Here is a 24,696-nt window from a genome sequence, read left to right as displayed (position 1 = left end):
AAGGAGCCGATGATGAAATTCCATTACCTCGCCAGCCTGACGCTGCTGGCCCTGCCCCTGACGGCAATGGCCATCGAACCGGGGCCCTCGTCCAAGGCCCAGGAGGAAACGGAAAACTGGCTGGGGCTGCAAGTCAACGGGCAAGCCGCCTCGCCCACGGTGCAGAGAGCAACGCCCGCCGAACGCGAGCTGGCGATGCAGCGTTTGCTGGAAAGCAAAAGATACGCGATCCCCGAAAAGTTCGGCGAAGGCAGCGAAGGCGGGAGCTCGGGTGGCAGCAAATAAACCACAGCCATTGGAGAAATGTGGGAGCGGGCTTGCCCGCGATGGCGGGTGTCAGCCGATACATGCCCTGGCTGATCCGACGCTATCGCGGGCAAGCCCGCTCCCACATGGCTGTACGCAAAGCGTCAGTGCGCCGTCACCCGCTGGCGCAATGCCGAGTTGCTCGGCGACAGTGCCAACGCCAGTTGGGTGCGGTTGTGCATATGGGTCAAGCGCAACACCTGGGACACGTACAGCTTGACCGTGTTCTCGGTAATACCCAGCTCGCAGGCAATCTGGTAGTTGGTCTGGCCCTTGCCCACCAGCCGGGCAACATCCAGTTGCCGGGGTGACAGCTGATTGAAGATCGCCGGCACTTCCAGGACCTCCTCGCTTACCGCCTCACCCTCGGATTGCGGCGCCGGGCCGCGACGGACCTTGTCCAGGTCCTGGTACAAATCGTCGATGGACTCGGAAAGATACTGCAGCTTCTGGTTCAGCTTCCCCAAATGCAGATTCTTGTGGCGTTCTTCCAGCGCGGCTTCCTGGCGCTGCAACCCCTCCAGCAACTCATTGAGGTTGATGGGCTTCTGGTAGTAATCGGAGATGCCCACGCGCAAGGCCTTGATCACGTCCTGCTTGTCGGCCCGACCGGTCAACATAATGGCTTCGAAGGCACGCTGCTTGCCGGCGATTTTCTGCAGGGCCTGCACCAGTTCGATACCGTCCATGTCCGGCATATGCAGATCACACAGCACCAGGCCGATCTGCGGATCGTCGCTGAAGCGTTGCACGGCCTGCTGGCTGGACTCACAAGGGACACAGCGATAACCGCTGCTTTCAAGAAATTCGCAAAGCTCCTCCACAATCAGCGGCTGATCGTCGACCACGAGCACTTTTACTGCAGATGTAACTTTGTCCACACGCTACTCCATGCCTGGCAAGCCAAAGATTGACCTATCGGTTGCGAAGAACCTTCCTACTTGCTTGTATAAATAAACGTAGACGTACTTTCCGACTATGTACATAGCGATACAGAGCGCCCACGACTAATGGAGCCACGCCCAGGCCAGGCTAAAACCCACTAAAAGAAACGGCGCGAAAGGCAGCTTTTTTGACGGGTCCACCACCAGGTAACCCAGGCGCGCTCTAACACCTTGACTGGCAAGGGGCAGCAGCCGCGGCCCATAGACCAGCCAGGCGACATTGGCTACGCCAGCACCGATCAGAGACCACAACAGGTAGGTCGAATTCGACGCCAGCGCCAACGCCGCCAGCATCTTCACATCGCCCGCGCCCAGGCGCCCGAGGGCGTAGCCGGGCAGGGTCAACAGCAGGGCCAGGCAGAACGCCCACAGCCCTTGCGCCCTGGAAGTACCCAGCCACGTGCTGCCGCTCCACAGCAGATAGAACAGTGCCAGCAGCAGCGCGCCCAGGGTCAGGCGATTGGCAATCTGCCGCTGGCGAATATCCTGCTGCGCACACACCACCAACCAGACAAACACCACGAGGCCTTGGATCACGTAAAAACCGTCCCTTTTTGCTGATTGATTCTATGCTGATAGCAGGTAGTAGCAGTCAGGGTAGTCGCAGTGATGAAAACCAGCCTCCCTAGAAAGCAAAAAGGCGCCGTCGCTATCGAATTTGCCGCGGTGTTCGTGATTTTTTTTGCCGTGTTCTATGCCATGGTCAGCTACAGCCTGCCACTGTTGCTGCTGCAGTCGTTCAACCAGGCCACCGCCGAGGCCGTGCGCCGCAGCGTGGCACTGGACCCCAGCACCCCCAACTACAATGCAGCGCTCATCCTGCGGGCGACCCAGACCGTGCAAAGCCAATTGCAGTGGATTCCAGCGACCTTCCAGTTCCAGACGGCCCATATCAATCCGACCTACACCGCAGGCGTGCTGACCGTCGAGATCAACTACCCCTCGGCCAACCTGAAGAACGTCCTGCCGTTTATTGTGCTGCCGGGCATTGGCACGGTGCCTCGGCTGCCGACCACGTTGCACGCCCAGTCGAGCCTGCAATTTTGAACTCCGGTGACAAAATCTTCGGCAGGCTGCTCGGCCGCAACAGCGCCCAGGCCCTGGAGACGCCCGCCAGCCCACCCGCACAAGGCTTGCACCTGCGCCTGGATCAGCATGGTCATGTGCTGGATATCAGCCGCGCGTTGCACCCACAGTTAGCCCGCCACCTTAGTGCCCAGGCTCACCCGCTGTTGCGCGACCTGCTGTGCCTGCCTGGCGCCCTGAGCATCGAAGGCACCCCTGCCGACTGGCAGCGGCACAGCCTGGACCTGGATTTCCAGGGCGCCGCCGAGACCATCCTGCATACCCGTGGCTGGATCGAACCGGATGGCGACGGCTGGATCCTGCGCCTGCTGGATATCAGCGACCTGCTGAGGGGCCGGCAATTGGCCCTGCAGCGCGAGCAGAACCATCTGCTCGCCAGCCAGATGAGCGAACAACTGCGCGTGTGCAGCCTGTCGCGCCTGCCGCAAGTGTTCAGCGAGCACCTGCGCAGCCTGACCCAGCGCTGGCGTATCCCTTGCGCGGCGATGGTGCTGCTCGACCAGCAGGATCAGGACTGGCTGGTCTACAGCAGCTACAGCGCCCATGACGCGCCGCAACTGTGGGCGCCTGGGCAGCGCCTGGGCACCTGCCTGGACAGCCTCAACGGCAACACCCCGCTAAGCCTGAAAACCCTTCAGGGCCGCAGCGAGCACCCGCGCCTGCACAGCGTGTTTGGCAATGCCGAGGGCCTGCTGGTGCCGTACCGCGATAGCCAGGGGGTCGCCGCGTGGTTGCTGTGCGGGTTCTACAGCGGCCACGCCGACGTCAGCGAGCGTGACTGGCTGAACCTCACCGCCGCCCTCGCCGCGCCCTTGCTCAGCCGCCTGCGCGAGCAGCGCCATCACCAACAACTGGAGCGGGTGGAAGCCCTGCAAGGCCTGCTCGGCACCGGCTGGTGGGAACTGCTGGCCAACGGTGAAGAGATCCTGCTGGCCCCCCAACTGATGCGCAGCCTGAGCCCGGAAGATGCACCGACCAAACAGGTGCTGGCCAACTGGCTGGAACTGATCCACCCCGCCGACCGCCAGGAACTCAACAGCCGCCTGCAAGACCTGCAAAGCCTGGGCAAACCTTTGCTCGCCAGCGTGCGCCTGCTGCGCAGCGACGCCAAACAGAACCCCATCTGGTACCGCGTCCAGGGCCAGGTGCTGGGCGCCGGCGAGCAGCGGCGCTGGATCGGCTTCATGCTCGATATCAGCGACATCAAGAACCAGCAACTGCAGGCCGCCGCCGCCCATGCCCGCCTGGACAACCTGATCGCCAGCTCACCGGCGGTGATCTACGTGCAGCGCTACGTCAACGGCGCGCTGCACCCGGCATTTTTCAGCGACAGCCTGCTACCGCTGCTGGGCTGGACCCTAGCCGAATGCACCCACGACACCTCCGTGGAATGGGTGCACCCCGAAGACCGCGACCTGTACTTCGAACGCACCCGGCAATTGCTACGCGAAGGCAACGTGCGCAGCCGCTACCGCGTACGCGATCGCCAGGGCAACTACCACTGGCTGCTGGACGAAGCCAAGCTGCTGCGCGACGACCTGGGCTTGCCGGTGGAAGCCGTCGGCCTGTGGCTGGACGTCACCGAAGCCACCCTGGCGGCGCAACAGATCAAGGACAGCGAAGAGCGCTACCGCCTCCTCGTCGAAGACTCGCCGGCGATGATCTGCCGCTACCGCCCGGACCTGACCCTGACCTTCGGCAACACGCCCCTGGCCAACTACCTGGAATGCACGCCAGCCCAATTGCCGGGGATCAACCTGGGCCACTGGTTATCGGACGAACAGCGCAACGCCTTTGTAAAACGCATCGGCCAACTGAGCCCGGAATTCCCGGTCAGCACCGCGGAAATCAGCCTGCAACTGCCGGGACGCGAACATGCGTGGTGGGTCTGGTCTGACCGTGGTGTGTTCGACGAGCACGGCCAGTTGCAGGAAATCCAGGCCGTGGGCCGCGACAACACCGAAGTGCGCCGCTCCCAGCAACAACTGACCCAAAGCGCGAAAATGGCCACCCTCGGCGAGATGGCCACCGGCCTGGCCCATGAGATCAACCAGCCGCTGAACGTCATGCGTATGGCCATCGCCAACGTGCTCAAGCGCCTGGGCAACGGCGACGTACAACTCGACTACCTGACGGAAAAACTCCAGCGCATCGATGCACAGGTCCAGCGTGCGGCCAGGGTGGTGGACCACATGCGCGTGTTCGGCCGCCGCTCGGAGGTCGAGCAACAGCCCTTCGACCCGGCCCAAGCGGTGGAAGGTACGCAATCACTGCTGGGCGAAGGCCTGCGCGGTAAAGGTGTGGACCTGCGCATCACGCCCATGGACTTCAAGGTGCAGGTCAACGGCCATGTCGACCAACTGGAGCAAGTACTGATCAACCTGATGGTCAACGCCCGCGATGCGCTGATGGCGCGACACGAAAAAAACCACGATTTTCGCCCATGGATCGCCCTGTATAGCGAACACGACAGCCGCCATGTACGCATCTGGGTCGAAGACAATGGCGGCGGCATTGATGCACGGCTGCTGGAGCGGATTTTCGAGCCCTTTTTCACCACCAAACCGATTGGCGTCGGCACCGGGCTGGGGTTATCGGTGAGCTACGGCATTGTGGAAAACATGGGCGGACGCCTGAGCGTCGCCAACAGTGAACATGGGGCGCGGTTTTGCGTGGAGTTGCCGGTAGTGGGTGGGGGGTTAGATGACTAGGTAGGCGCGGCCTGATTGACAACTCAGGTTGGCACCTACATCCACTTTGTTCAGGTCGACGCCCAAGGCTAGTAATAGGGTGTTGATCAGCGAGTCCAGCAACGGTGTCAGTGTGGTTTTGATGGTATTGATCAACAGGGAAGTTACGCTGTTAAACACGGTTCCAAGACCACCAATGATATTACCTAGTAAGTTTTCATTTCCGGGCTGTGGGCCGTACATATTTAGAACAAGACCTGCTGCCGTCCCCTTGGCCGGGTCCGTGAGCCCGCTGACGATATTGCTAGTGGTGTAAGCGTAATAAAACGGTGGCTGCGAAATTTCCGGCAAATTGGGGGACAGGTATGTATGGGCAAGGTTTTTACTCCCACCCACATCAATGTTGGCAGATAACCCAATACCCCCCCCCACGGAGGGAACACGGGCGTTGCAGTCGTTGAATATCAAAAAGCGGCGGCATGACTCGGTACCGATATCCACGACCTTCAATGGTTTCACAACCATCTGGGGCGGAGTTTGACTGCTGCCGAAAATGCTGGACAAGCCATCAACCTGACCCAGTTTCAAATTGACCAGCGAGGTATTGGTGCTGGTTGTCAGGCTTTTATTGGTAGGACTTGCGCAACTGTAGGCTGTCACCCAACTACTGGCACTGGCGGCTTCCACCGCAATATCCACACGGACAGGCGGAGGCAGAATCTGCAGGTTGGGCGAAGTACACAGTGCTCCCAAGCTACACGTCAGCGCATTGATCGCGCCCACAACATTCAGCTGTAGCAGTGCACCCACCGTATTTGCCAGTGGTCCTGCCAATCCAGTCACCCCGTTCACCAGATCCAGGACTGTGTTCATTACGGGCAAGTTGACCGAGAGCAGAACCCGCAATTGAGACGTGCGCACATAGATGCGATTCGGACCGGTTTCAGGATTATGCCCCGATGCTACAGCTTTGGCTGGATTACCGACCGCAGATAATTGAGGCGGCTGTAAAACCTGAACGGTCGCAGTGATTTGCGCCACTCCAGGCACGTTGATCGGAACACTCGCCAGCAGGCCATTTTTCTTGTTGGCCAGTTGCACAAAACCTTCGATCAGATCAAACACCCGCATGTTCACTGCCAGAGACGCCACATCCGTGCCACTCGCAATCTGCAGAATATCGCCCAACACCACTTGAGTGGCACCCGCCGCCGTCTTGAGCGCGTTCAAGCCGACAATCGTCACATCTGCGGCCAATGTATTGGTGGGGTCCAATACATTGATTGCACTTTGAATGAGCTGACCAACACCGACGGTATTGCCAAGAACTTCTGTATAGCCGACCGCTGTCAGGCCCAGGTCGAGCTTTAGCCGGTCCAGGTAACTCAGTAGAGAGATGTTGGTATTAACTAAACCATTCCACCCGGCCACCGACAGGTTCAGGCCACCGCCCAACAACCCTCCGAACAGAGCATTGAGAGTGGAAGCCTTGTTGGCTGTATCGACAACGACTGCCGTGCTGCGGATTGTGAGTGCCGCCACCGGAGTCGCCAGCGCCGCAACGGCCGTCGCGGTCAATGTCGTATTGGCGTTATACGTACCGCTGAACAACCTCCAGACCCCGTTGGCGATACCGGTGGTCACCGTGCGGGTAGCAACGACGCGGATGGCTTCATTCTTGGTGGCATCTGCAGTAAAGACACGGATATTGGCCGCATTGGTCAGCAACGTCCCACACGTCACCGCCAATGCGCGGCTGCTGTCGTTGGCGACAACGGTGAAGCCGTTCCGGGTGGCATTCTGCTTGGCGTAATCGACGGCGGTGGTGCTGCCTGAACACTGCCCGCCACGATTGGCGGCTTCCAGGGCAGCGGTGTCGGCGACGGCCTGCAGCTTGCGTTTTTCCAGGTACAGGCGGCCGCTATCGACCACCAGCAACAGAAACACCAGGGCCAAGGCCAGGGTGCCGGCGAACACCAGACCGATTGCGCCACGCTGGCCAGAACGAAGTCGGGGAGACATCGAGCACTCCTTTGCCGGCGAACTGCCGAGCGCTTACTCTCCTGTAGTCAACAGCAGTGTAGACAAGGCTTGGCAGGTGCGCTGGCAAGTCGCCACTTTGGCGACTGACGGAAATAAACAGCGCCTGATGCTGGCTTGTCGGGCCGCCGTGCGATGCGGGCACCTCAGTGGATCGGGTGTAAGGAGGCGATCCCATCGCAGCCTCGCCGGGGCTCGACAGCTTCCACAGGGGAGCCGCGGCACCTGCAAATCTGTCTTGGAAACACAGATCGAATGTGGGAGCTGTCGAGCCCCGGCGAGGCTGCGAAGGGATCGCCTCGGTGTACCTGTTAAACCGCAGCGCCCGCATCGCAGTGATGCAGCGGCCCTACACGGACCGAGTACAACTTAGCGTGGCGGGTAGTTGGACAACACCTTGGTCACTGTCGCCCGGATCGCTGCACTGCGGTCCTGGGGGCTGGGCGAGTTGCTCATCATCTGTTCGTCGCTGCCGCGCCATACCAGCTTGCCGTCCTTGCCGTCGAGCAAGTCGATCTGGAGGGTCGCGACCTTGTAGGTGACGTTGCGGGTTTCGTTGTACATCGGTGCGCCCCAGTAGCCATTCCACGGGCCGCCCCAGGCGCCGCCGTAGTTGGTGGTGACTTGCTGCTGGCGGTCTTCGACGATCAGGTAGGCCTGCACGTTCAGGTCTGCCTTGGCCCCGGGGGCTGCCGGGCGCAAGCCGCGCTGGTCGAGCTGATCGGCCACCGCCTGGCGGATGCGCTGCTCGGTCAGGTCGCTCTTGATCCGCGGATCGTCAGGGCGGTACTGCAACGCCGGGTCTTTCCAGGCCCAGCTGCGGTAGGCGGCAAAGTCGCGGCTGGCGTCAAAATCGTGATTGACCTGATGGGTCTGGCAACCGCCCAGCAGCACGGCAAAAGCGAGCAACGCGATACGACGCAACATGGTAGTTCTCCAAAGGGCAAACCGAGCCTGAAATGAGAATAGCTGTTAACTGGGAGGATACGCCGTCATGGCCTTCTGCACAGCCTGGCGCAAGGCATCGCCGCGTTCACTCAGGCTGCCCTGGCTGCCCGTTTCGGCGCTGGCGCTCCATACCGCCTGGCCCGTGCGGGCGTCGAACAGGTTGACGCGCACCACCACGACTTGCACTTCATAGGTGCGCACGATCGGCACCGAGTTGTACATGCCGTAGCCGTTGCCATAGCGGTTGTAGCCACCGTAGCCGTAGCCATAATCGTCCTGCACCTGGCGCAGGCGTTTTTCCAGATGCACATCGGCGCTGACCAGCAAGTCCGGCGCGCGCTGGTCATGCACCGGTCGCAGGCCACGCTGGTCAAGGGCACCGCTGACGGCTTCGGCGATCTGCGCAGGATCTGCCCAGGCCGAGCCGGCCGGCAACTGGCCGTTGCGCCAGGCCCAATTGCGATAGGCACCGTAGTCACGCACCGGCGCCGGGTAGGCGCTGGCATCAAAGGTGTTGGCCGCCTGGGCAGGCGCCGGCGGCATGGGCTTGGAGGCCGCCACATACGGGTTGTTGCTGGAGCAGGCCCCCAGCCCCAGGCACAGCAGGATCAATGCACAGCGCTTCATTTCGATCTCCGCAGACTGGGCCGCTTAAACCGGACGGCAGATCCAGTGCAAATAACGCCCAAGTCCGGCAAAGCTTGGGTGACGACGGTGAGCGAGTTCCATCTCCAACAAGTCCTGCAAATCGGCGCGGGCCTGGAATTCCACCGGCATATAGTCGTGGAAGACCCGCACCCCGCTCTGGCTTTCGACCTGCCACAAGCCTTCAAGTTGCGCCGCCAGTTCCCGTGGGTCCAGGGGCTGTTGCGGGGTCAGGCTCTGCTTTTCGCCGGCCATGTCATTTTTGCGCATCTTGCGAAAGTGGCCCTTGAGCAAGTTGCGGTAAATCAGCGCATCACGGTTATAGAACGCCAGGGACAACCAGCCACCCGGCGCCGTCAACTGGTGCAGCACCGGCAGGATCGCATGGGGTTCGGCCAGCCATTCCAGCACGGCGTGGCACAGCACCAGGTCGTAGGGCTCGGTGAGCTGACCCAACAGGTCCTGCCAGGGCGCCTGGATGAACGTTGCACTCTGCCCCGCTGCGGCGAACCGCTGGCGGGCGCCTTCGAGCATCGGCTCGGCGGGCTCGGCCAAGGTCACATGATGCCCGCGCTCGGCCAGCCACAACGACATATGGCCCAGGCCGGCGCCGATATCCAGCACGCGCAACGGCCGCTCCGGCAGGGCCTCGGTCAAGTCGGCCTGCAACACCGCCAGGCGAATCGCGCCCTTGGCACCGCCGTAGATCTTCTCGGCAAAACGCGTGGCCAACTGGTCGAAATGGCGATCACTCATGGGTAAACCGCCGCTCGTTGTCGGCCAGCTTGGCGCTGACCACTTGATCCATATCCAGGCCCAGCTCACCGCAGAGCAGCAGCAGATAGAGCACGATGTCCCCCACTTCCTGGCCGGCATGGGCGAGTTTGTCGGCGGGCAACTGGCGCGACTGGTCTTCGCTCAGCCACTGGAAAATCTCCACCAGCTCGGCCATCTCTACGCTGGCGGCCATGGCCAGGTTTTTCGGGCTGTGGAATTGTTTCCAGTCGTTGTTATCGCGGATGCGATGCATGCGTTCGGTAAGGTGTTCGAGATTCATGGGGCGCTCCTGAAGGGGTATAGCTTCAGGCTCAAAGGCGGGGATGGCAAATAAATTTGCGGTGCTTGTCAGGGCGCTATCGCAGGCAAGCCAGCGCCCACATTGGACGGTGTTAACAAATCAAACTGTGGGAGCCGGCTTGCCCGCGATGGCGATTTTAATCAACCACGCTGAACTCAACCCTGGCCGTCTGCCCCGCCTCATCGAGCACACTCAGTTGATAGCGCCCCAACTGCTCCAGGCTGGCATTGATGCTGTCCTGGTTGGCACTGTCGCCCAGCGGCGCACCATTGAGGAACCACCAGCGCCGCCCACTGCCGCCCAGGGCCGAGAGCTTCAGGCGCAGTTGCTGCTGGCTGCCCGCCGGCAAGCGCAGTTGATCGCCCTCACGTACACCCACCACCGACAACGGCGACGACGCCGCCAGCGCCGGTGGCGGGCAATCCGGGTCTGGCGCAGGGATGCGTGCGTCACGCCGCTCGATCCTCGGCAACCACGGTTCCAGCGGTGCCGGCCACAGGGCAATGTCCCGCGATACCGCGCCTGGGCAACTGGCCGCCACGCGCAGGCCCTTGGCATTGACCCATACGGTTTCCATCAAGCCGACACCCAAAGGTTGGTCCAGGGCCTGCAAGGTCGGCGGCGTGGTGTTGTCCAGCGTCCAGGCAAACCGCTGGCGCCGGCAATTGGCGTCGCTGCGGCTCATGGGCTGGCCCAGGGGCCAACAGATCGCCGCCACGCCGACATTCATCGGCACGGGTTTAACCGGCGCGGTAATGCCGCGCTGGCTGTCGCGGTTGGTCAACACATCGTGCACTTGCAGCATCAACGGCGCCGCCGAGGCCAGGCCAAACTGGCCGGGCACCGGGGTGCCGTCCGGGCGGCCGATCCACACACCAATCAAATAGCGCGGCCCGACGCCAATGGCCCAGGCATCGCGAAAGCCGTAGCTGGTGCCCGTCTTCCAGGCCAACACCGGGCGCTGCACCAGCTCGGCCCGGGGATCACGGTCCGGCCGTGCCTGGCCACTGAGGATGCGCCGCACAATCCACGCCGAACCCGGCGATAACAACGGCCGCTCCTTGAGCACATCATCGGGCTGCAAACGGATGGCCGCGCTCTTGCCGTCGCGGGCCAACACGCTGTAGCCACCGACCAGGTCTTCCAGGCGGCTGCCGGCGCCGCCCAGGATCAACGCCAGGTTCGGCTCGGCCAGCGCCGGCAGCGCCAGGGGCATGCCGCCGATGCGCATTTCGCCAGCAAAGCGCTTGGGCCCATAGGCTTCCAATAGTTGCACCGCCGGCAGGTTCAGCGAGCTGGACAGCGCCGTACTGGCCGGCACCGCGCCGGTAAAGCCCATGGAAAAATTGCCCGGTCGGTAATCGCCATAGCGCCGAGGCACATCCTGCAACAGCGATTCGGAGTGAATCAGCCCCGCGTCCAAAGCCATGCCATACAGGAAGGGTTTGAGGGTCGAGCCCGGCGAGCGCAGGGCGCTGATCATATCCACATGGCCAAAGCGCCGCGCATCGTTGATATCCACCGAGCCCAGGTAGGCGCGCACGGCCATGCTTTCTTCTTCGACCACCAGGATCGCGGCCGAGGTGTGCTCCGGCAGCCGCGCGCGCCAACCCAGCAGCAGGTCTTCGAGACGGCGTTGCAGGGTCGCGTCGAGAGTGGTGCGAATCAGCGGCGGGCTGTCGGGACGGTTCAGGCGGCGCGCCAGCAGCGGCGCCAGGCTGGGTTCCAGGCGCGGCGCCAGCAACAGGGGTTCTTCCAGGGCTTCGTCGACCGCCGATTGCGGCCACACCTGGAACTCGGCCAGGCGCCGCAGCACTTTGTCCCGGGCCTCCTGGGCGCGCTGCGGGTGACGGTCCGGGCGCAGACGGCTCGGTGCCTGGGGCAGTACCGCGAGCAACGCTGCTTCGGCGTGGGTCAGCTGTTGCGGCGACTTGCCCAGATACGCCCAACTGGCTGCCGCCACGCCCTGCAAGGTGCCGCCAAAGGGCGCGCGATTGAGGTACAGGTTGAGTATCTGGTCTTTGGACAGGTGCCACTCCAGTTGCGCGGTGCGCCACAGCTGGCGCAACTTGCCCGGCAGGGTGCGCGAATGGGGATCGAGCAGGCGCGCCACCTGCATCGACAAGGTGCTGCCGCCAGACACTACCCGCGCGCCGGTCAGGTTCTGCCAGGTCGCCCGCACCAGGGCCAGCGGGTTGACGCCGGGGTGCTGGTAGAACCAACGGTCTTCGTAGGTCAGCAGCGCATCGAGGTAATACGGCGAGACTTCATCGGTCGCCACCGGGTAACGCCATACGCCGTTGGCATCGGCAAAGCGCCACAACGGCGTGCCGTCCTCCGCCAGTACCACACGGGCCAGATCGTCCTTGGGCAACGGCAGGGGCCAGAGGCGGTCGGCCAGCCACAGCAGGGCTATCACCACCAGCAGGCTACCCAGGGTAGCGCGTGCAACTATTCGCAAATTCAAACGGGCAAACCTCTATGCTTCTAGGGAACTCGCCCAAGGGATTGGCGACCAAAGGCTCAGGTCCGGCAGATACGCCCACCCTTTCATCAGGAAACTCATATGCAGGTAGAAAGCTTTTTCGAATGGCTGGGCCAGGCGCTCGGTTCGGTCATCCGCTTTATCGTCGATGGGCTCAGCGGCTTGTTCGGCGCCCTGACCAATGCCGGCGGCAACTTTATCGACGGCCTGTCGCGCACCCTGGGCATGGACACCTCGATCATCAGCATCATCACCCTGATCATTGGCCTGATGCTGCTGTACTCGGCAGTCCGGGCGTTTATGCGGGCCTCGATCATCATGGGGATTATCTGGTTGATGCTGGGGTTGTGGCTGCTCAGTTGGGTTGTGCATTAAATACAGACCCTGTGGGAGCGAGCTTGCTCGCGATAGCGGTGTGTCAGTCGCCGAATACATCGGCTGAAAAACCGCTATCGCGGGCAAGCTCCCACATTAAAGGCAGCACCAGTTCCTACAGGAGGCGCTTAACGCCCCTTGATCACCATATCCACTGGGGTATCCCCCACTGCCTGCCAGTTCGGCCGGTACATCGACTCCACTTGCGGCGGCGGTACGCGATAAGTCCCAGGCGTGACAGCGCGGGCCAGGTACAGCAGGTGCGTGGTGCCGTAGCCGTCCAGGTTCAGCGCGGCCACATAGCGATCATCGCGGTATTCCTGATGCTTGATCGACGCATTCTGCATCGACTCGCGCCATTCCTTGACCTGACTGCTGGCGTTTTCCAGGCTGGCGGCGCTTTGGCCCAGGTTCTGGTTCTCCAGCTCCAGGCCAGCTGGTAGCAGGTCGACCACCAGTGCATCCGGCACCCGTTGCTTGTTGGCGCTGACCGCAATGTGCACCAGCACCAGGTCGCCGCTGCGCAGGTTTTGCAGGTTCAGCGGCTGGCCGTTCATCCCCAGGTACTCACGACGAATACTCAGGTTTTCGCTACCCGCTACCGGCGCGTGCTGTGGATAACCGGAGATGCTCAGTTGCTGGTAAATCGGCTCGCTGCCCGGGTTGCGCAGGGTCAGCGGTGAAGCCAGCAACGGGCCTTCCAACTTCAGGCCGGACTGGCCGTTGTTCAGCTCGCGGGTTTCGCCGCCGCTGCTCAACTGCGCCGTCCAATTGGTTTCCGGTTTGCCCAGCAGGCCACGGCCGGCGAGGAACAGCGAGTTGCGCTCCTGGGTCGACAGCCATGGGCTGGCCGCCATCTGGTCCGACAGCTCGAACAGGCGCTCTTCACGCTTGCCCTTGGCCAGGTCGTTTTCTTCCAGCAAGGCCAGGATCATCGCCTGATCACGCAGTGGGCTGCCGTAGTCGGCCAGCCATTCATTGGCTTTGCGCTTGACCGCCAAACCGGCAAGCAATGCCTGGTCGGCGCGCGGCTGGTCGCCCATTTTCTGCAAGGCAATCGCCAACTGCACCAGGGGCAGGCCGGAACGCGCATCGCTGCGGCGTTCGAACAAGCTGCGCAATGCGCCCAGCGGCGCCTGTTGACTGCGCGCCAGCACCAGCCCGGCGTAGGCCTGCACGGCAAAGCGCGTGTGGTCGGCGTTGTCGCTGTAGTCGACTTCAATCAGATTGCGTTCCTGCACATAGCGCAGCAGGCGTTCGCTGGCCTTTTTCAGCGCTTCAGGCGGTACGGCAAAACCCTGGTCGCGGGCGCGCAGCAGGAAGTCGGTGACGTACGCCGTCAGCCAGTATTCTTCCTCGCCATCGGCGCCCCACAAACCAAAGCTGCCGTTGTAGCGCTGCATGCCCAGCAGGCGCTCGATGCCCAGTTCGATCTTGCGTTTGCGCTCGGCATCCGGCTCGCCGGTCAACCCCAGGCGCGTCAGCACGGCGGCGTCGGCGTACAGCGACGGGTACAGGCCGCTGGCGGTTTGCTCCAGGCAGCCATACGGGTAGGCCTTGAGCGCACGAATCTGCTCGCCCAGGTTCAACGGCGGGCGGCTCGACAGGCTCAACAGCGCCTCACGCCCGGCCGGTTCAAACAGGGCCAGTTCGCTGTCCGGCAGGCTCCAGGCTTCGTCCTTGAGCACTGCGCGGTATTGCTTGAGCAGCGCCGGATAAGCCGGGCGCACACCCAATGTCCATTCGCGGGTAAACGCCGGCAGGTTCTCGCCCGGCAGGTCCAGGCCGTTGACCGTAACCTTGATCTTGCCCTGGCCAAAACCGCCCAGCGCACGCACTGGAATCTGCAAGGTGGTGCGCTGGCCCTGGGTCAGTTGCACGCTTTGCGATGGCTCGCCCAGCAGGGTCAGTTGACCTTCGGCGGTCAGTTGCACATCGAGCTTCTGCGCCTTGCCCGACAGGTTGGACAGGTCCAACGCCAGGCGCGTCTGGTCGCCGCCAGCGAGGAAGCGTGGGGCCGACAGCTCGGCAATCAAGGGCGCGGCGATCACGGTCTTGGCTTCGGCCATGCCGTAGCGGTCATCGCTCCAGGCCTGGGCCATCAGGCGCAGCTCGCCGTTGAAGTCGGGGATATTGACGCTGACTTCGCCCTCGCCTTTCTCGTTCAGGGTCACCGGCGCGCTTTGCAGGGCGACGATGGTGACGCTGGTGTCCGGGCGCTTACCGCCCTTGGCCAGCGCCGCGTCACCACCAAAGGCCAGGCTGGCCAGGCGGCCCTGGCCGGCTTCGATCAACTGCCCATAGATATCGAACTGATCCACGCCATACGCCTTGCGGCCGAACAGGCTGGAGTAAGGATCCGGGGTCGGGTACTCGGTGATATTGAGGATGCCCACGTCCACCGCCGCCACCAGCACATGCACCTGTTTCGGCACGCTGCCATCGGCATTTTTTGCCGCGACCTTGACCGTCAGTGGCTGCTTGGGGCGCATTTTTTCCGGTGCAGTCAGGGTCAGGCCCAGTTTGCGCTGGGTACGATCCAACGGCAGGTGCAGCAAGCCCACGGCGCGTTTGGGGGTGATGTTGGCTTTGCGCTCGCCGGGACGGATCACCAACGCGCTGACATACAGATCATGACGCGACCATTTCGGATCGAGCTTCACTGCAAAGCTCTTGCCTTCGGCCGGCACCTCGATTTCCTGCCACCACAACGGGCCTTCACTGGATTCGACCAGCAGGTAGCCCTTGCCGGCTGCCGGCGGGGTGACGGTGACGTTGGCCGTATCGCCATCGCCATATGCCGGTTTGTCCAGCGCCAGCTTGACCTGGTCCGGGCGCACGGCGCCGCCTTCGGTGTTGTCCTGAGCCTGGTAGCCAGCCCAGAAGCGCTTGCTGCTGATCAACCCGGTCTGTGGGTCTTCGACTTCGACGCGGTAAGGGCCCCACTCCACCTGGAAGCTGACCTTGGCCGTATCGCCGGCCTTGATGTTGACGGTCTGCTCATCGAGGTTGAGGAATTTCTCGTTGTAGTGATAGCTCCAGCCGTCGTTGTCCGAGTAGTTCCAGTAGTAGTCGCGGCGCTCGCGGATCAGGCGGACCTTGAGGTTGTCCGCCGCCAGCTTGTCACCTTGCTGGTTGGCCAGCAGTACTTCGAATTCCGCCGGGCCATCGCCATCGGTCTCCTTGCCATCGAACAAGCCGCGCAGGCCGGGCAGTTGCTCGGCCGGCCATACCGGCTGTACCAGGCGGCGGGTGATCGGGCGCCCGCCGGATTCTTGCAGGCTGGCCTGCACGATCAGTTGCAGCGGCGACCTGGCCTCGCTCCATTTGCTTTCCAGGGTCAGCTTTTCCTGGCCCTGGGCATCGAGCACGCTTTCGTCCAGTTCAAAATCCTGGCTCAGCTCTTCTTCCGTTACCGAGCCAAACTCGTAGCCCGGCAGGGCTTTGACCGCCTCGCGCAGCGGGCGCACATACACTTGCCCGCTCAGGCGATTGCCCGCCGCCGGGGCGCCATAGAGGTAGCGGCCGTTGACCTGGATAACGGCGTTGTCCGCCGGGCTCAACGGCGTGTCGCTGCCCTTGAGTTCCAGGGCCAGGCGCTCAGGCAGGAAGTCCTCGACGAGGAACTCATACAGCTGCGGCTTACCGTCACCCAGGTCGAACACCAGCTGCCAGCGCCCGGTCGGCGCTTCGCCGGCCAACTGCAACTGGTATTGATAGAGGCCAGAGGCATCGGCGTCCCATACGAATTTGCGGCTGACCTGCTCATCCGGGCGGCGCACTTCGACACTCACGGGCTGCGGCTTGACGGCATTGCCGTCCTTGTCGCGCAGCAGGGCGTTGAGCAGCACGGTTTCGCCAGGGCGGTACAGATCACGCGGGCCGAACACAAAGAATTGCAGCGGGTGCGCGGGCTGGCCGCCGATATCGAACTCGGCCAGGTCCAGCGCTGCGCTGTCGAGGCGCAACAGGCTGGTTTGCTCGCCCTGCTTGGCCAGCAGTACCTGGGCCTTTTTCGGCAATGGCAGTTCGGCGTGGCCGCCCTTCTCGGTCTTGCCCTGGCCCAACACGCGGCCTTCGGCATCGAGGATTTCCAGCTCGACGCCATCGAGTGCCTTGCCGCCTTCCAGCGCCTGGGTAAACACATCCAGGCGGTTGGCGTAACGGTGCACCGACAGGCCGATATCACTGAGGGTGAACAGCGTGGCCGGTTGCGAATAGTTGTAAGTGCCCGAGGCGCGCATCACCGCCAGGTACACGCCCGGCTGTTGCAGTTGCTTGAGGCCGGCGATGGGCAGCAGCAGGGTTTCACGGGTGTTGCGCGCAGGATTCAGGTCGAAACGGCCGCCGTACACCAGGTCGGCCATGGGCAGCAGTTCACGGGACTCATAGCTTTGCAGGCTGGTATTGCGGCCCCACTGGGCGAGAAACGCCGGTAGCGATTCGGGCTTGATGCGGAAGAATTCGACGTCGATCTTGTCGACATTCAGCGCGATCACCGGCAAACCTTCGGCCAGACGGGTGGGCAACAGGGTGCCACGGCTGGCGAAGCCGACGGTGGCTTGCAGGTCGCGGGTTTCCAGGCGGCTGACGTACTCGGCGGCGAGCTTGGCGTCATTCACCCCACGCAGGCCGGCGTCCACGGTCAGCACCAGTTTGCGCTGGGGCTCCAGGTGACGCAGGCGCAGCTCCATCAGGTTGTCGGAAAGCTCCCAGGCACCGTCGACCTTGCCGGATTTGCTGTCCACCAGGTGCAGCTTGTCGGCGAACTTCTGGTCCGGGTCCAGCGGGATCGAGAAACTCACCGACAAGGTGCTGGCGCCATCCAGTTGCACCTCAGACACGTCCACCACGCTTAACTCACGGCCGGCATAACGCTGCTTGAGCGTCGCCACGTCTACCGCGGCCTTGGCCGGCGCCGTCACCGCTGCCGCAGGGGCTGCTGGGGCTGCTGGTTTGTCGGAAGAATCGCAGGCGCTCAGCAGGGCCAGCGTGCAGGCCAGGAACAATCCTTTGTTAAGCATAGGGCACTCGTTGTGAGGGTGTCTGAGGGGTGAACTATATATCAGCGCCAGTGAAGCGGGTGATGGTGGCGATCACATTGACCGACGGAGGGCGATTTGGTTCTGTGTACAGACCAAGTCAGGTCAAACCCTACCTCTGAAATGCTCCAGCGCCCGCTATTTGCGGATGCCTCGCCCCAACCTCCCGCAAAAACTCACCCGCGCTGAGCTTGAGCCAATCAATCAACCGAGCGATGGCCGGCTCGGACTGTCGACCCTTGCGGCAAATAATGTAGTACGCCGCCGGCGACATCATCACCGGGCTGCTCAAGGCAACCAATCCCCCCTCTTCCAACTGGTCATATACCAAAGCCGTCCTGCCCAGTGCGATCCCACCCCCCTTGACCGCAAGGCTTATAGCCAGGCTCGAATCCGGAAACCGAGGCCCAGGGTGATACGGGGGCGCCGCCACCCCCTGGAACGCAAACCAACTCTCCCACCCCGGACAGATCTGATCATCCGCCCGGTGAATCAATGGGTACCGGGCGATATCCTTCGGCGCAATATCGCCATGCTCGCGATAAAACGCCGGCGAACATACGGGAAACACCGCATCGCGCATCAGCAACTCGACATGATGCTCCGGATAGTCCCCGCCCCCTATGACCACTGCGACATCAAATTGATGAGCACCCAGGCTGGCAGGGCTCATATCTGCGCTGGTCAGCACCAGGTCGAGATTGAACGAGGCGTCAGTATGCGAGCCATGCACTCTGGGAATCAGCCAGGTCGAACAGAGTGAAGAGGTGCACGAGAGGTACAACGGTTGGGCTTCGCGCGGATTGAGAACCTGCAACGCCGCCTCCAGCCCTTTGAAAAACCCATCAGTGACCGGCAACAAGGCCTGCCCTGCCGACGTCAGCTTGACGCCACGTGAGTGCCGCTCAAACAACTGCACGCCCCACCACTCTTCCAGGCCCGCAATTTGATGGCTGATGGCACTGGCGGTGAGGTTAAGCTCAGATGCCGCACGCGCGAAACTGCCCGTTTGCGCGGCGCTGACAAAAGCCTGAAGCATCGCAGTGGGTGGAGAACGCTGAGCCATCAAGTGCTCACTTTGATCAGGATGATCCCGCAAACAATGACGCACGCCGAGAGCATCCGTCGCCAGCCGAACCGTTCATGAAAGAACAGCGCGGCAATAATGGCGCCGATAATAACACTGGTTTCCCGCAGCGCTGAGACCTTGGCCACCGCGTCCAGCGACAGCGCGAACAACACCAGGCCGTAGGATGCCAGGTAAAAAACACCCCCCAAGACACCCACTCGCCAATGACTGCCAATGGTTTGGACAAGTGCCGCACGCTCCTTGCAAAACGCCAGCAGCGGGATAGGAATGCTCTGGAACACCGTCAGGTAAATAATGTATTGCAGCACCGTTTCACTGGCTCTCACACCCTTGGCGTCCACCACTGTGTAGGACGCAATAAACACTCCAGCGCCCACCGCCATCAGGATTGGTTTGAGCATGTGCGCGGTCATCCTGCGCACAAATGTCAGGCTGATGATCCCCAGGCAAATCAACAACACCCCGGCCATCGCCTGGAACGACAGTTGCTCATGCAGCAGAAAGTAGGAAAACAACGCCACCAGCACTGGCGGCACACCGCGCATCACCGGGTAGACCTGACCGAAGTCGCCCGTCTCATAGGCCTTGATCAGAAACAGGCGATAGACCGTATTCAATATCACCGAGAGCAGTACATAACCCCAGACTTGCAGGCTCGGCACATTGACCAGCGGCAGCGCCGCCAGGCAGATCAGCAATGCTGTGCCATCGACCAGGGCCAGGGTCATGAAGCGGCTGCTGCCGGCTCGGACAACAGCGTTCCAGGTGGCGTGCATGAAGGCGGAGATCAGGACCAGGGTGATCGCGATATCGGAGTTATCCATGGAGTTTGGCTGTTCTGAGGAGAAGGCGGGTATTTAACTCAGCCTCGCGTGCTGGCCAGAAGCGAAAGCTCATCAGCGCAGCCATGAGCCTTCATCATGCCGACATTGCCACCCACAACGCTGGGACCTGCTGTGGGAGCTGGCTTGCCTGCTCCCACATTGGGTCTGCGATGCTGCCCAGGCAGCGTTACAATGCCGCTCCCCCAAGGAGCCCGCATGTCCACCTTACTCACCGACTGGCGTCATCGCCCCACTCACCGCCGTGTCTGGGTCCTGGCCGCGCCGATGATTCTGTCGAATATTTCGGTACCGCTGGTGGCGCTGGTGGACAGCATGGTCATCGGCCACCTGCCCCACGCCCACCAATTGGGCGCCGTGGCCGTAGGGGCCAGCCTGTATACCTTCCTCGCCTGGGCCATGGGCTTTCTGCGCATGGGCACCACCGGGTTTGCCGCCCAGGCCGCCGGGCGCAATGATGGCGCGGCGCTGCGGCAAATCCTGCTGCAAGGTCTGCTGCTGGCACTGGGGTTGGCAATGGTGCTCGGCACGGTGGGCATTCCCCTGAGCCACCTGGCGCTGGAGTGGATGCAGCCCTCCGCCGAGTTGAATCAACTGACCCGCGAGTTCTTCCACACCCGCCTGTTCGGCCTGCCCGCCGCCCTGGCTACCTATGCCTTGGTGGGCTGGTTCCTGGGCACGCAAAACGCCCGGGCGCCGCTGGCGATTCTGTTGACCACTAACCTGGTGAATATCGCCCTGAACCTGTGGTTTGTGCTGGGCCTGGACTGGGGCGTGGTCGGCTCGGCGCGGGCCTCGGTGATTGCCGAATGGACCGGCGCCCTGCTCGGCCTGGCCCTCACGCAAAAAGCCCTGCGCGCCTACCCTGGGCATATCGCCTGGGCGGCGCTCAAGGTCTGGCAAAGCTGGCGCGCGCTGCTGGCGGTCAACCGCGACATCTTTATCCGCAGCCTGGCGCTGCAGTCGGTGTTTTTCATGATCACGGTGCAAGGTGCGCGGTTGGGCGATGCCACCGTCGCGGCCAATGCCCTGCTGCTCAACGGGCTGTTGCTGACCGCCCATGCCCTGGATGGTTTGGCCCACGCGGTAGAAGCGCTATGCGGCCACGCCATCGGCGCCCGTGACCGTCAGGCCCTGCGCCGCTCACTGGTGGTCGCTTGCGGTTGGTCGCTGATCGCCAGTCTCGGCTTCGCCCTGCTGTTTACCTTCGGCGGGCACCTGTTTATCGCCATGCAGACCGATATCCCCAGCGTGCGCGCAACCGCCGATCTCTACCTGCCGTACCTTGCGGTACTGCCGTTGATTGCGGTGTGGAGTTACTTGTTGGACGGTTTGTTTATCGGCGCGACCCGTGCGCGGGAGATGCGCAATGGCATGCTGCTGACGGTGCTGATTATGCTGCCGCTTGCCTGGGCGCTGCAGGGTTTGGGTAACCACGGGCTGTGGATAACGTTCCTGCTGTTTATGGCGGTGCGCAGTCTGACGTTGTGGGCGATTGCGTGGCGACTGAACAAACAGGACCGCTGGCTCGGCCAACCCTGAGAACGCGGGCTATCTGTTGATTGTTACAAAACAGCTTGGCTGTTTTCGGGGAGCAGACCACAGAGCATTTACACCTTCGAGGTCAAACATCACCTCTCATCCAAGGTAGGTCTGTGAATGAATATACTCCCGACACCAGCAACCGCAGCCCCCCTTTCACCACGCGTCACTCCACCGGCGGAACCGGTCGGCACCCCACATATCAGCGTTTTAGCGGATGATGGAAACACCAAGATCCAGCAGATTTCAACCTATAAAACAGACCCTCAAGGCAAGCGTGTGCCCGGTGTCAGCAGAGTGCTGATTACCACCTCCGACCGGGCTGACAACGTCAGTATTACCGTAGGCGCAAACCACCAGCTCAACGCGCGTATCAATGGCAAAGACTACAAACTCCCACTGACAGCAAACAACAACGCGCACTCACTGAGGATCAACACTGCTGGAGGCAATGACCGTATTACCGTCGACAAGTACGTCAACATCGAAATGCACATAAACAGCGGCGAGGGTGATGACGATATTGTTTCAAATGGGCGAGTGGGGACCGTGATCGGTGGAAAAGGAAACGATCACATACGCCTGGGCACCGGCGATATGGCGGTAACTGGCGGTGATGGCGACGACACAATTACTGCCGGCACGGGCAACGCTGCGATATCGGGAGGAAAAGGAAACGATCACCTGTACGCAGGCTTTGGTCCTTCCAACAGAGTGTTATTCCTCAACGGCGACAGGGGAGATGACCATCTTTATGCTGGGCCTGGCAAGGTTGTACTAAACGGGGGAAGGGGCAATGACACACTGAGTGGTTATTACCGGACTACTTTTTATAGCGGCGAGGGCGCCGACACCATTAACTCTTATGATAAAAACGATAAGATCTATGCCAAGTCTACCGACACAATTAACAACCAAGGCAACTCTAAAATCATCCCTGTTACATATTCCGAGAGCGGTAGAAAAGGCTTGGTAATAAAAGGTACAGAACAATTCATAGAACAGACGGAAGATGTTATAGACCGACTAAGAGCCTCACCAGCGGGTCAAAAAGCACTCGAAGCCATGGATCAATTTGTTGAAGACGGGCATAGGCCTATCGTCCTTACCGAATCGCACACCCCAGGCTTTAGCGCCTACGGATTCAGGAATGAGTACACCTCAAACGCTGAACTCAGGAAAGACCCTTTCCGCCCTGAGTTTGGTTATATAAAAGACAACAGACCGGGTTCAGTTTCGACCCAGCCCGAAATCGTTTTCGAACCCGCTGACTTTGACCAGACCTTTTCCATCTCCCCGGAGATTACGCTCCATCATGAACTCGCTCACGCGTTCAATGGAGCCACAGGGACGGGCATACCTGGCAAACAAATCCTGAAGGACGCTAATGGAGCCCCCCTCCTCAGAGGCGGAGTGCCGAGAACCGTAAACAACGAGGAGTACCAAGTGGTTGGAATTCCCACGGATGCCACGCCTTTCGACTTTGACAATAACCCCAACACTCCAGCGACCAACGTCAACCCTTATCCCTTCACGGAAAACGCCCTCCGTGAGGAAATGGGCGTTCCGCTGCGCGACCGTTATGACGTGGATGAGGCGCCGCGCATCTGATAAGTCAGGAAGACAGGTACGAGGAGCGGGTCAGGCCCAGGCGCAAAGCATCCAGGAACTGCGTACGCTCCGCCGCCGTGATCTTCGCGCTGGCGCACTTGTCACGGTAGTGGGTCATCAACTCCTCCGGCGACAAGTGCACGTAGCGCAGCATGTCTTCGATGGTGTCGTGGGTCTCGATCCCAGCGCTGTAGACCGTGCCGTCGTCGCGCTGGTAGATGTTCACCGAGTCGGTGTCACCGAACAGGTTGTGCATGTCCCCGAGGATCTCCTGGTAGGCGCCCACCAGGAAGATGCCCAGCAGGTAATCTTCGCCTTCGTTCAAACCGTGCACCGGCAAGCTGGTCTCGATGCTCTGCTCGTCGACGTATTGCTTGATCTTGCCGTCGGAGTCACAGGTCAGGTCTTGCAGTACTGCACGGCGCAGCGGCTCTTCGTCGAGGCGATGCAGCGGCAGAATCGGCAGTACCTGGCCGATGGCCCAGGTGTCCGGCAGGCTCTGGAATACCGAGAAGTTGCAGATGTACTTGTCGGCCAGCTTGTCATTGAGTTCGTCCAGCACCTGGCGGTGCGAGCGCTGGCGGGCCTTGAGCGAGTTGTGCAGGCGGCGGCACACGGCGAAGTAGCACTGTTCGGCCAGGGCTTTTTCCGCGAGGGTCAGTTTGCCGTCGGCGTACTGGGCGGCCACGTCGCTCATGTAGTGGGTGGCGCGCCAGTAGGTTTCGGTGACCATTTCAATGTCGGTCGGGCCCAGCAGGTCAACCAGCCATTGCACGGTTTCCGGCAGGCTTTCCTTGTTCTCGATCACCGGCACGTCGTCGTTGTGTTTCTCGACGTCGGTGACTTGCACCACCAGCATGGCGTGGTGAGCGGTCAGGGAGCGGCCGCTTTCGGAGAAGATGTTGGGGTGCGGCAGGTTCTGCGCGTCGCAGAACTCCTTGAGCATGCCCACCACCACGCCGGCGTAGTCGTCCATGTCGTAGTTGATCGAGCTGGCGTTGCGCGAGTGGGTACCGTCGTAGTCCACGCCCAGGCCGCCGCCGACGTCGATGTGGTCCACCGGCAGGCCAAGGTTGCGCAGTTCACCGTAGTAACGGATGGCTTCCTTGAACCCGTGCTGGTAGTCCGCCAGGTTGGCGATCTGCGAGCCCATATGGAAGTGCAACAGGCGGATGCCCTGGTCCAGGCCGGCGGCGCGGAAGCGCTCGACCACCGACAGCAACTGCGCCGCCGACAGGCCGAACTTGGACTTCTCGCCACCGGTGTCTGCCCACTTGCTCGACGCCAGGGACGACAGGCGCACCCGCAGGCCGACCTGTGGCTTGACCTTGAGGTTGGCGGCTTCTTCGATCACCAGGCCCACTTCGGACTCTTTCTCGATCACGATAAACACGTTGTGACCCAGCTTCTGCCCCATCAGCGCGAGGCGGATGAACTCACGATCCTTGTAACCGTTGCAGACGATGGTGCCGCCTTTCGGTGCCAGGGCCAGCACCGCCAGAAGCTCAGGCTTGGAGCCGGCTTCCAGGCCGATGGACACGTCCTGGGTGGCGATGATGTTCTCGATCACCGCTTCCTGCTGGTTGACCTTGATCGGGTACAGCGCGGTGTATTTGCTCTGGTATTCCAGGCGCTCGATGTTCGCGTCGAAGGCGCCGGTCAGCTGGCGCACGCGGTCTTGCAGGATATCCGGGAAGCGCACCAGCAACGGCAGGGACAGGCCGCTTTTGCGCAGCTCGTCCACTTGCTCGTACAAGTCGATGGGCGAGCTGTTCGGGCCGTTCGGACGGACTTCAACGCGACCGGCATCATTGATCGCGAAATATCCGGCCCCCCAATGGCGAATCCCGTAAACACTGCGGCTGTCCGCAACTGTCCATTGGCTGCCATCGTCTTTGCGTGTGCGTCGTACGGACATCGAAGTCCCCTATATAAAGTCGAAGAGCGCCACCCAAGTCAGAGGCTGGCGCAG

General features: G+C 61.8%; 18 protein-coding genes. 6 read left to right on the top strand and 12 right to left on the bottom strand.

The features are described 5' to 3' along the window. Nucleotides 1-12: 12 nt before the first annotated feature. The gene (locus HBR94_RS08450) at nucleotides 13-285 is read left to right on the top strand and encodes a DUF3613 domain-containing protein (RefSeq protein WP_115127306.1); all 273 of its coding nucleotides are present in this window, start codon (nucleotides 13-15) and stop codon (nucleotides 283-285) included. Nucleotides 286-410: 125 nt separating this feature from the next. Here the strand turns inward: HBR94_RS08450 and HBR94_RS08445 are convergent, their stop codons facing one another. Further along, nucleotides 411-1,187, bottom strand: a complete 777-nt coding sequence (locus HBR94_RS08445) for a response regulator transcription factor (RefSeq protein ID WP_170044503.1) — start codon at nucleotides 1,185-1,187, stop codon at nucleotides 411-413. Between the two features lie 126 nt (nucleotides 1,188-1,313). Then, nucleotides 1,314-1,787 carry a prepilin peptidase gene (locus HBR94_RS08440; RefSeq protein ID WP_057437604.1) on the bottom strand — a complete coding sequence of 158 codons (474 nt, stop codon included), beginning with the start codon at nucleotides 1,785-1,787 and terminating at the stop codon, nucleotides 1,314-1,316. A 72-nt stretch (nucleotides 1,788-1,859) separates the two neighbouring features. On the opposite strand from HBR94_RS08440, the gene HBR94_RS08435 reads away from it, so the two are divergent. Next, nucleotides 1,860-2,297, top strand: a complete 438-nt coding sequence (locus tag HBR94_RS08435; protein ID WP_057437602.1) for a TadE/TadG family type IV pilus assembly protein — start codon at nucleotides 1,860-1,862, stop codon at nucleotides 2,295-2,297. Further along, on the top strand, nucleotides 2,294-5,047 hold the full coding sequence (locus HBR94_RS08430) for an ATP-binding protein (RefSeq protein WP_170044502.1): 2,754 nt from the start codon (nucleotides 2,294-2,296) through the stop codon (nucleotides 5,045-5,047). The genes HBR94_RS08435 and HBR94_RS08430 overlap by 4 nt, the downstream gene beginning before the upstream one ends. On the opposite strand, the gene HBR94_RS08425 is transcribed toward HBR94_RS08430, so the two are convergent. The 6 genes from HBR94_RS08425 to pbpC all read right to left on the bottom strand — a co-directional run bounded on the left by HBR94_RS08425 (nucleotide 5,036) and on the right by pbpC (nucleotide 12,204). Continuing rightward, nucleotides 5,036-7,048, bottom strand: a complete 2,013-nt coding sequence (locus HBR94_RS08425; protein ID WP_170044501.1) for a pilus assembly protein TadG-related protein — start codon at nucleotides 7,046-7,048, stop codon at nucleotides 5,036-5,038. The two genes, HBR94_RS08430 and HBR94_RS08425, sit on opposite strands and share 12 nt — an antisense overlap. A gap of 387 nt (nucleotides 7,049-7,435) precedes the next feature. Then, on the bottom strand, nucleotides 7,436-7,993 hold the full coding sequence (locus tag HBR94_RS08420; protein ID WP_057437600.1) for a DUF4136 domain-containing protein: 558 nt from the start codon (nucleotides 7,991-7,993) through the stop codon (nucleotides 7,436-7,438). A 45-nt stretch (nucleotides 7,994-8,038) separates the two neighbouring features. Continuing rightward, nucleotides 8,039-8,641: a DUF4136 domain-containing protein gene (locus tag HBR94_RS08415; RefSeq protein ID WP_057437597.1), complete on the bottom strand. Its 603-nt coding sequence runs from the start codon at nucleotides 8,639-8,641 to the stop codon at nucleotides 8,039-8,041. A gap of 24 nt (nucleotides 8,642-8,665) precedes the next feature. Continuing rightward, nucleotides 8,666-9,415, bottom strand: a complete 750-nt coding sequence (locus HBR94_RS08410) for a methyltransferase (protein WP_057437591.1) — start codon at nucleotides 9,413-9,415, stop codon at nucleotides 8,666-8,668. After that, on the bottom strand, nucleotides 9,408-9,716 hold the full coding sequence (locus HBR94_RS08405; RefSeq protein ID WP_057437589.1) for a MazG-like family protein: 309 nt from the start codon (nucleotides 9,714-9,716) through the stop codon (nucleotides 9,408-9,410). Before HBR94_RS08405 ends, HBR94_RS08410 begins: the two co-directional genes overlap by 8 nt. A 157-nt stretch (nucleotides 9,717-9,873) precedes the next feature. Continuing rightward, a complete protein-coding gene (gene pbpC, locus HBR94_RS08400; protein WP_170044500.1) occupies nucleotides 9,874-12,204 on the bottom strand; it encodes a peptidoglycan glycosyltransferase PbpC in 2,331 nt (776 codons plus the stop codon). A 99-nt stretch (nucleotides 12,205-12,303) separates the two neighbouring features. On the opposite strand from pbpC, the gene HBR94_RS08395 reads away from it, so the two are divergent. After that, entirely contained in the window at nucleotides 12,304-12,597 is a 294-nt protein-coding gene (locus HBR94_RS08395; protein WP_057437585.1) for a hypothetical protein, read from the top strand. A gap of 128 nt (nucleotides 12,598-12,725) precedes the next feature. Here HBR94_RS08395 and HBR94_RS08390 read toward each other — a convergent pair whose 3' ends face one another. The 3 genes from HBR94_RS08390 to HBR94_RS08380 form a co-directional block, all read right to left on the bottom strand. Continuing rightward, nucleotides 12,726-17,621, bottom strand: coding sequence for an alpha-2-macroglobulin (locus HBR94_RS08390; RefSeq protein WP_170044499.1), 4,896 nt, complete (start codon nucleotides 17,619-17,621; stop codon nucleotides 12,726-12,728). A gap of 130 nt (nucleotides 17,622-17,751) precedes the next feature. After that, nucleotides 17,752-18,705, bottom strand: a complete 954-nt coding sequence (locus tag HBR94_RS08385; protein WP_170044498.1) for a LysR substrate-binding domain-containing protein — start codon at nucleotides 18,703-18,705, stop codon at nucleotides 17,752-17,754. Continuing rightward, nucleotides 18,705-19,553, bottom strand: coding sequence for an EamA family transporter (locus HBR94_RS08380; RefSeq protein WP_170044497.1), 849 nt, complete (start codon nucleotides 19,551-19,553; stop codon nucleotides 18,705-18,707). Before HBR94_RS08380 ends, HBR94_RS08385 begins: the two co-directional genes overlap by 1 nt. 216 nt (nucleotides 19,554-19,769) lie before the next feature. On the opposite strand from HBR94_RS08380, the gene HBR94_RS08375 reads away from it, so the two are divergent. Next, entirely contained in the window at nucleotides 19,770-21,113 is a 1,344-nt protein-coding gene (locus tag HBR94_RS08375) for an MATE family efflux transporter (protein ID WP_170044496.1), read from the top strand. Nucleotides 21,114-21,230: 117 nt separating this feature from the next. Beyond that, nucleotides 21,231-22,724, top strand: coding sequence for a M91 family zinc metallopeptidase (locus tag HBR94_RS08370; RefSeq protein ID WP_170044495.1), 1,494 nt, complete (start codon nucleotides 21,231-21,233; stop codon nucleotides 22,722-22,724). Between the two features lie 4 nt (nucleotides 22,725-22,728). Here HBR94_RS08370 and speA read toward each other — a convergent pair whose 3' ends face one another. Then, on the bottom strand, nucleotides 22,729-24,642 hold the full coding sequence (speA, locus tag HBR94_RS08365) for an arginine decarboxylase (RefSeq protein ID WP_029297633.1): 1,914 nt from the start codon (nucleotides 24,640-24,642) through the stop codon (nucleotides 22,729-22,731). Nucleotides 24,643-24,696: the final 54 nt, after the last annotated feature.

This window comes from Pseudomonas sp. WS 5412 (assembly GCF_012985615.1).
Taxonomy (GTDB): domain Bacteria; phylum Pseudomonadota; class Gammaproteobacteria; order Pseudomonadales; family Pseudomonadaceae; genus Aquipseudomonas; species Aquipseudomonas shahriarae.
This window is presented reverse-complemented; position numbering and strand designations above follow the sequence as displayed.

What these genes read in the sequence shown, in the direction of transcription:
- HBR94_RS08435 (WP_057437602.1), top strand. Translation starts at nt 1,860, where the DNA reads ATGAAAACCAGCCTCCCTAGAAAGCAAAAAGGCGCCGTCGCTATCGAA.
- HBR94_RS08395 (WP_057437585.1), top strand. Translation starts at nt 12,304, where the DNA reads ATGCAGGTAGAAAGCTTTTTCGAATGGCTGGGCCAGGCGCTCGGTTCG.
- HBR94_RS08380 (WP_170044497.1), bottom strand. Translation starts at nt 19,553, where the DNA reads ATGGATAACTCCGATATCGCGATCACCCTGGTCCTGATCTCCGCCTTC.
- HBR94_RS08370 (WP_170044495.1), top strand. Translation starts at nt 21,231, where the DNA reads ATGAATATACTCCCGACACCAGCAACCGCAGCCCCCCTTTCACCACGC.
- HBR94_RS08375 (WP_170044496.1), top strand. Translation starts at nt 19,770, where the DNA reads ATGTCCACCTTACTCACCGACTGGCGTCATCGCCCCACTCACCGCCGT.
- HBR94_RS08385 (WP_170044498.1), bottom strand. Translation starts at nt 18,705, where the DNA reads ATGGCTCAGCGTTCTCCACCCACTGCGATGCTTCAGGCTTTTGTCAGC.
- HBR94_RS08420 (WP_057437600.1), bottom strand. Translation starts at nt 7,993, where the DNA reads ATGTTGCGTCGTATCGCGTTGCTCGCTTTTGCCGTGCTGCTGGGCGGT.
- HBR94_RS08450 (WP_115127306.1), top strand. Translation starts at nt 13, where the DNA reads ATGAAATTCCATTACCTCGCCAGCCTGACGCTGCTGGCCCTGCCCCTG.
- HBR94_RS08415 (WP_057437597.1), bottom strand. Translation starts at nt 8,641, where the DNA reads ATGAAGCGCTGTGCATTGATCCTGCTGTGCCTGGGGCTGGGGGCCTGC.
- speA (WP_029297633.1), bottom strand. Translation starts at nt 24,642, where the DNA reads ATGTCCGTACGACGCACACGCAAAGACGATGGCAGCCAATGGACAGTT.
- HBR94_RS08405 (WP_057437589.1), bottom strand. Translation starts at nt 9,716, where the DNA reads ATGAATCTCGAACACCTTACCGAACGCATGCATCGCATCCGCGATAAC.
- HBR94_RS08410 (WP_057437591.1), bottom strand. Translation starts at nt 9,415, where the DNA reads ATGAGTGATCGCCATTTCGACCAGTTGGCCACGCGTTTTGCCGAGAAG.
- HBR94_RS08390 (WP_170044499.1), bottom strand. Translation starts at nt 17,621, where the DNA reads ATGCTTAACAAAGGATTGTTCCTGGCCTGCACGCTGGCCCTGCTGAGC.
- HBR94_RS08425 (WP_170044501.1), bottom strand. Translation starts at nt 7,048, where the DNA reads ATGTCTCCCCGACTTCGTTCTGGCCAGCGTGGCGCAATCGGTCTGGTG.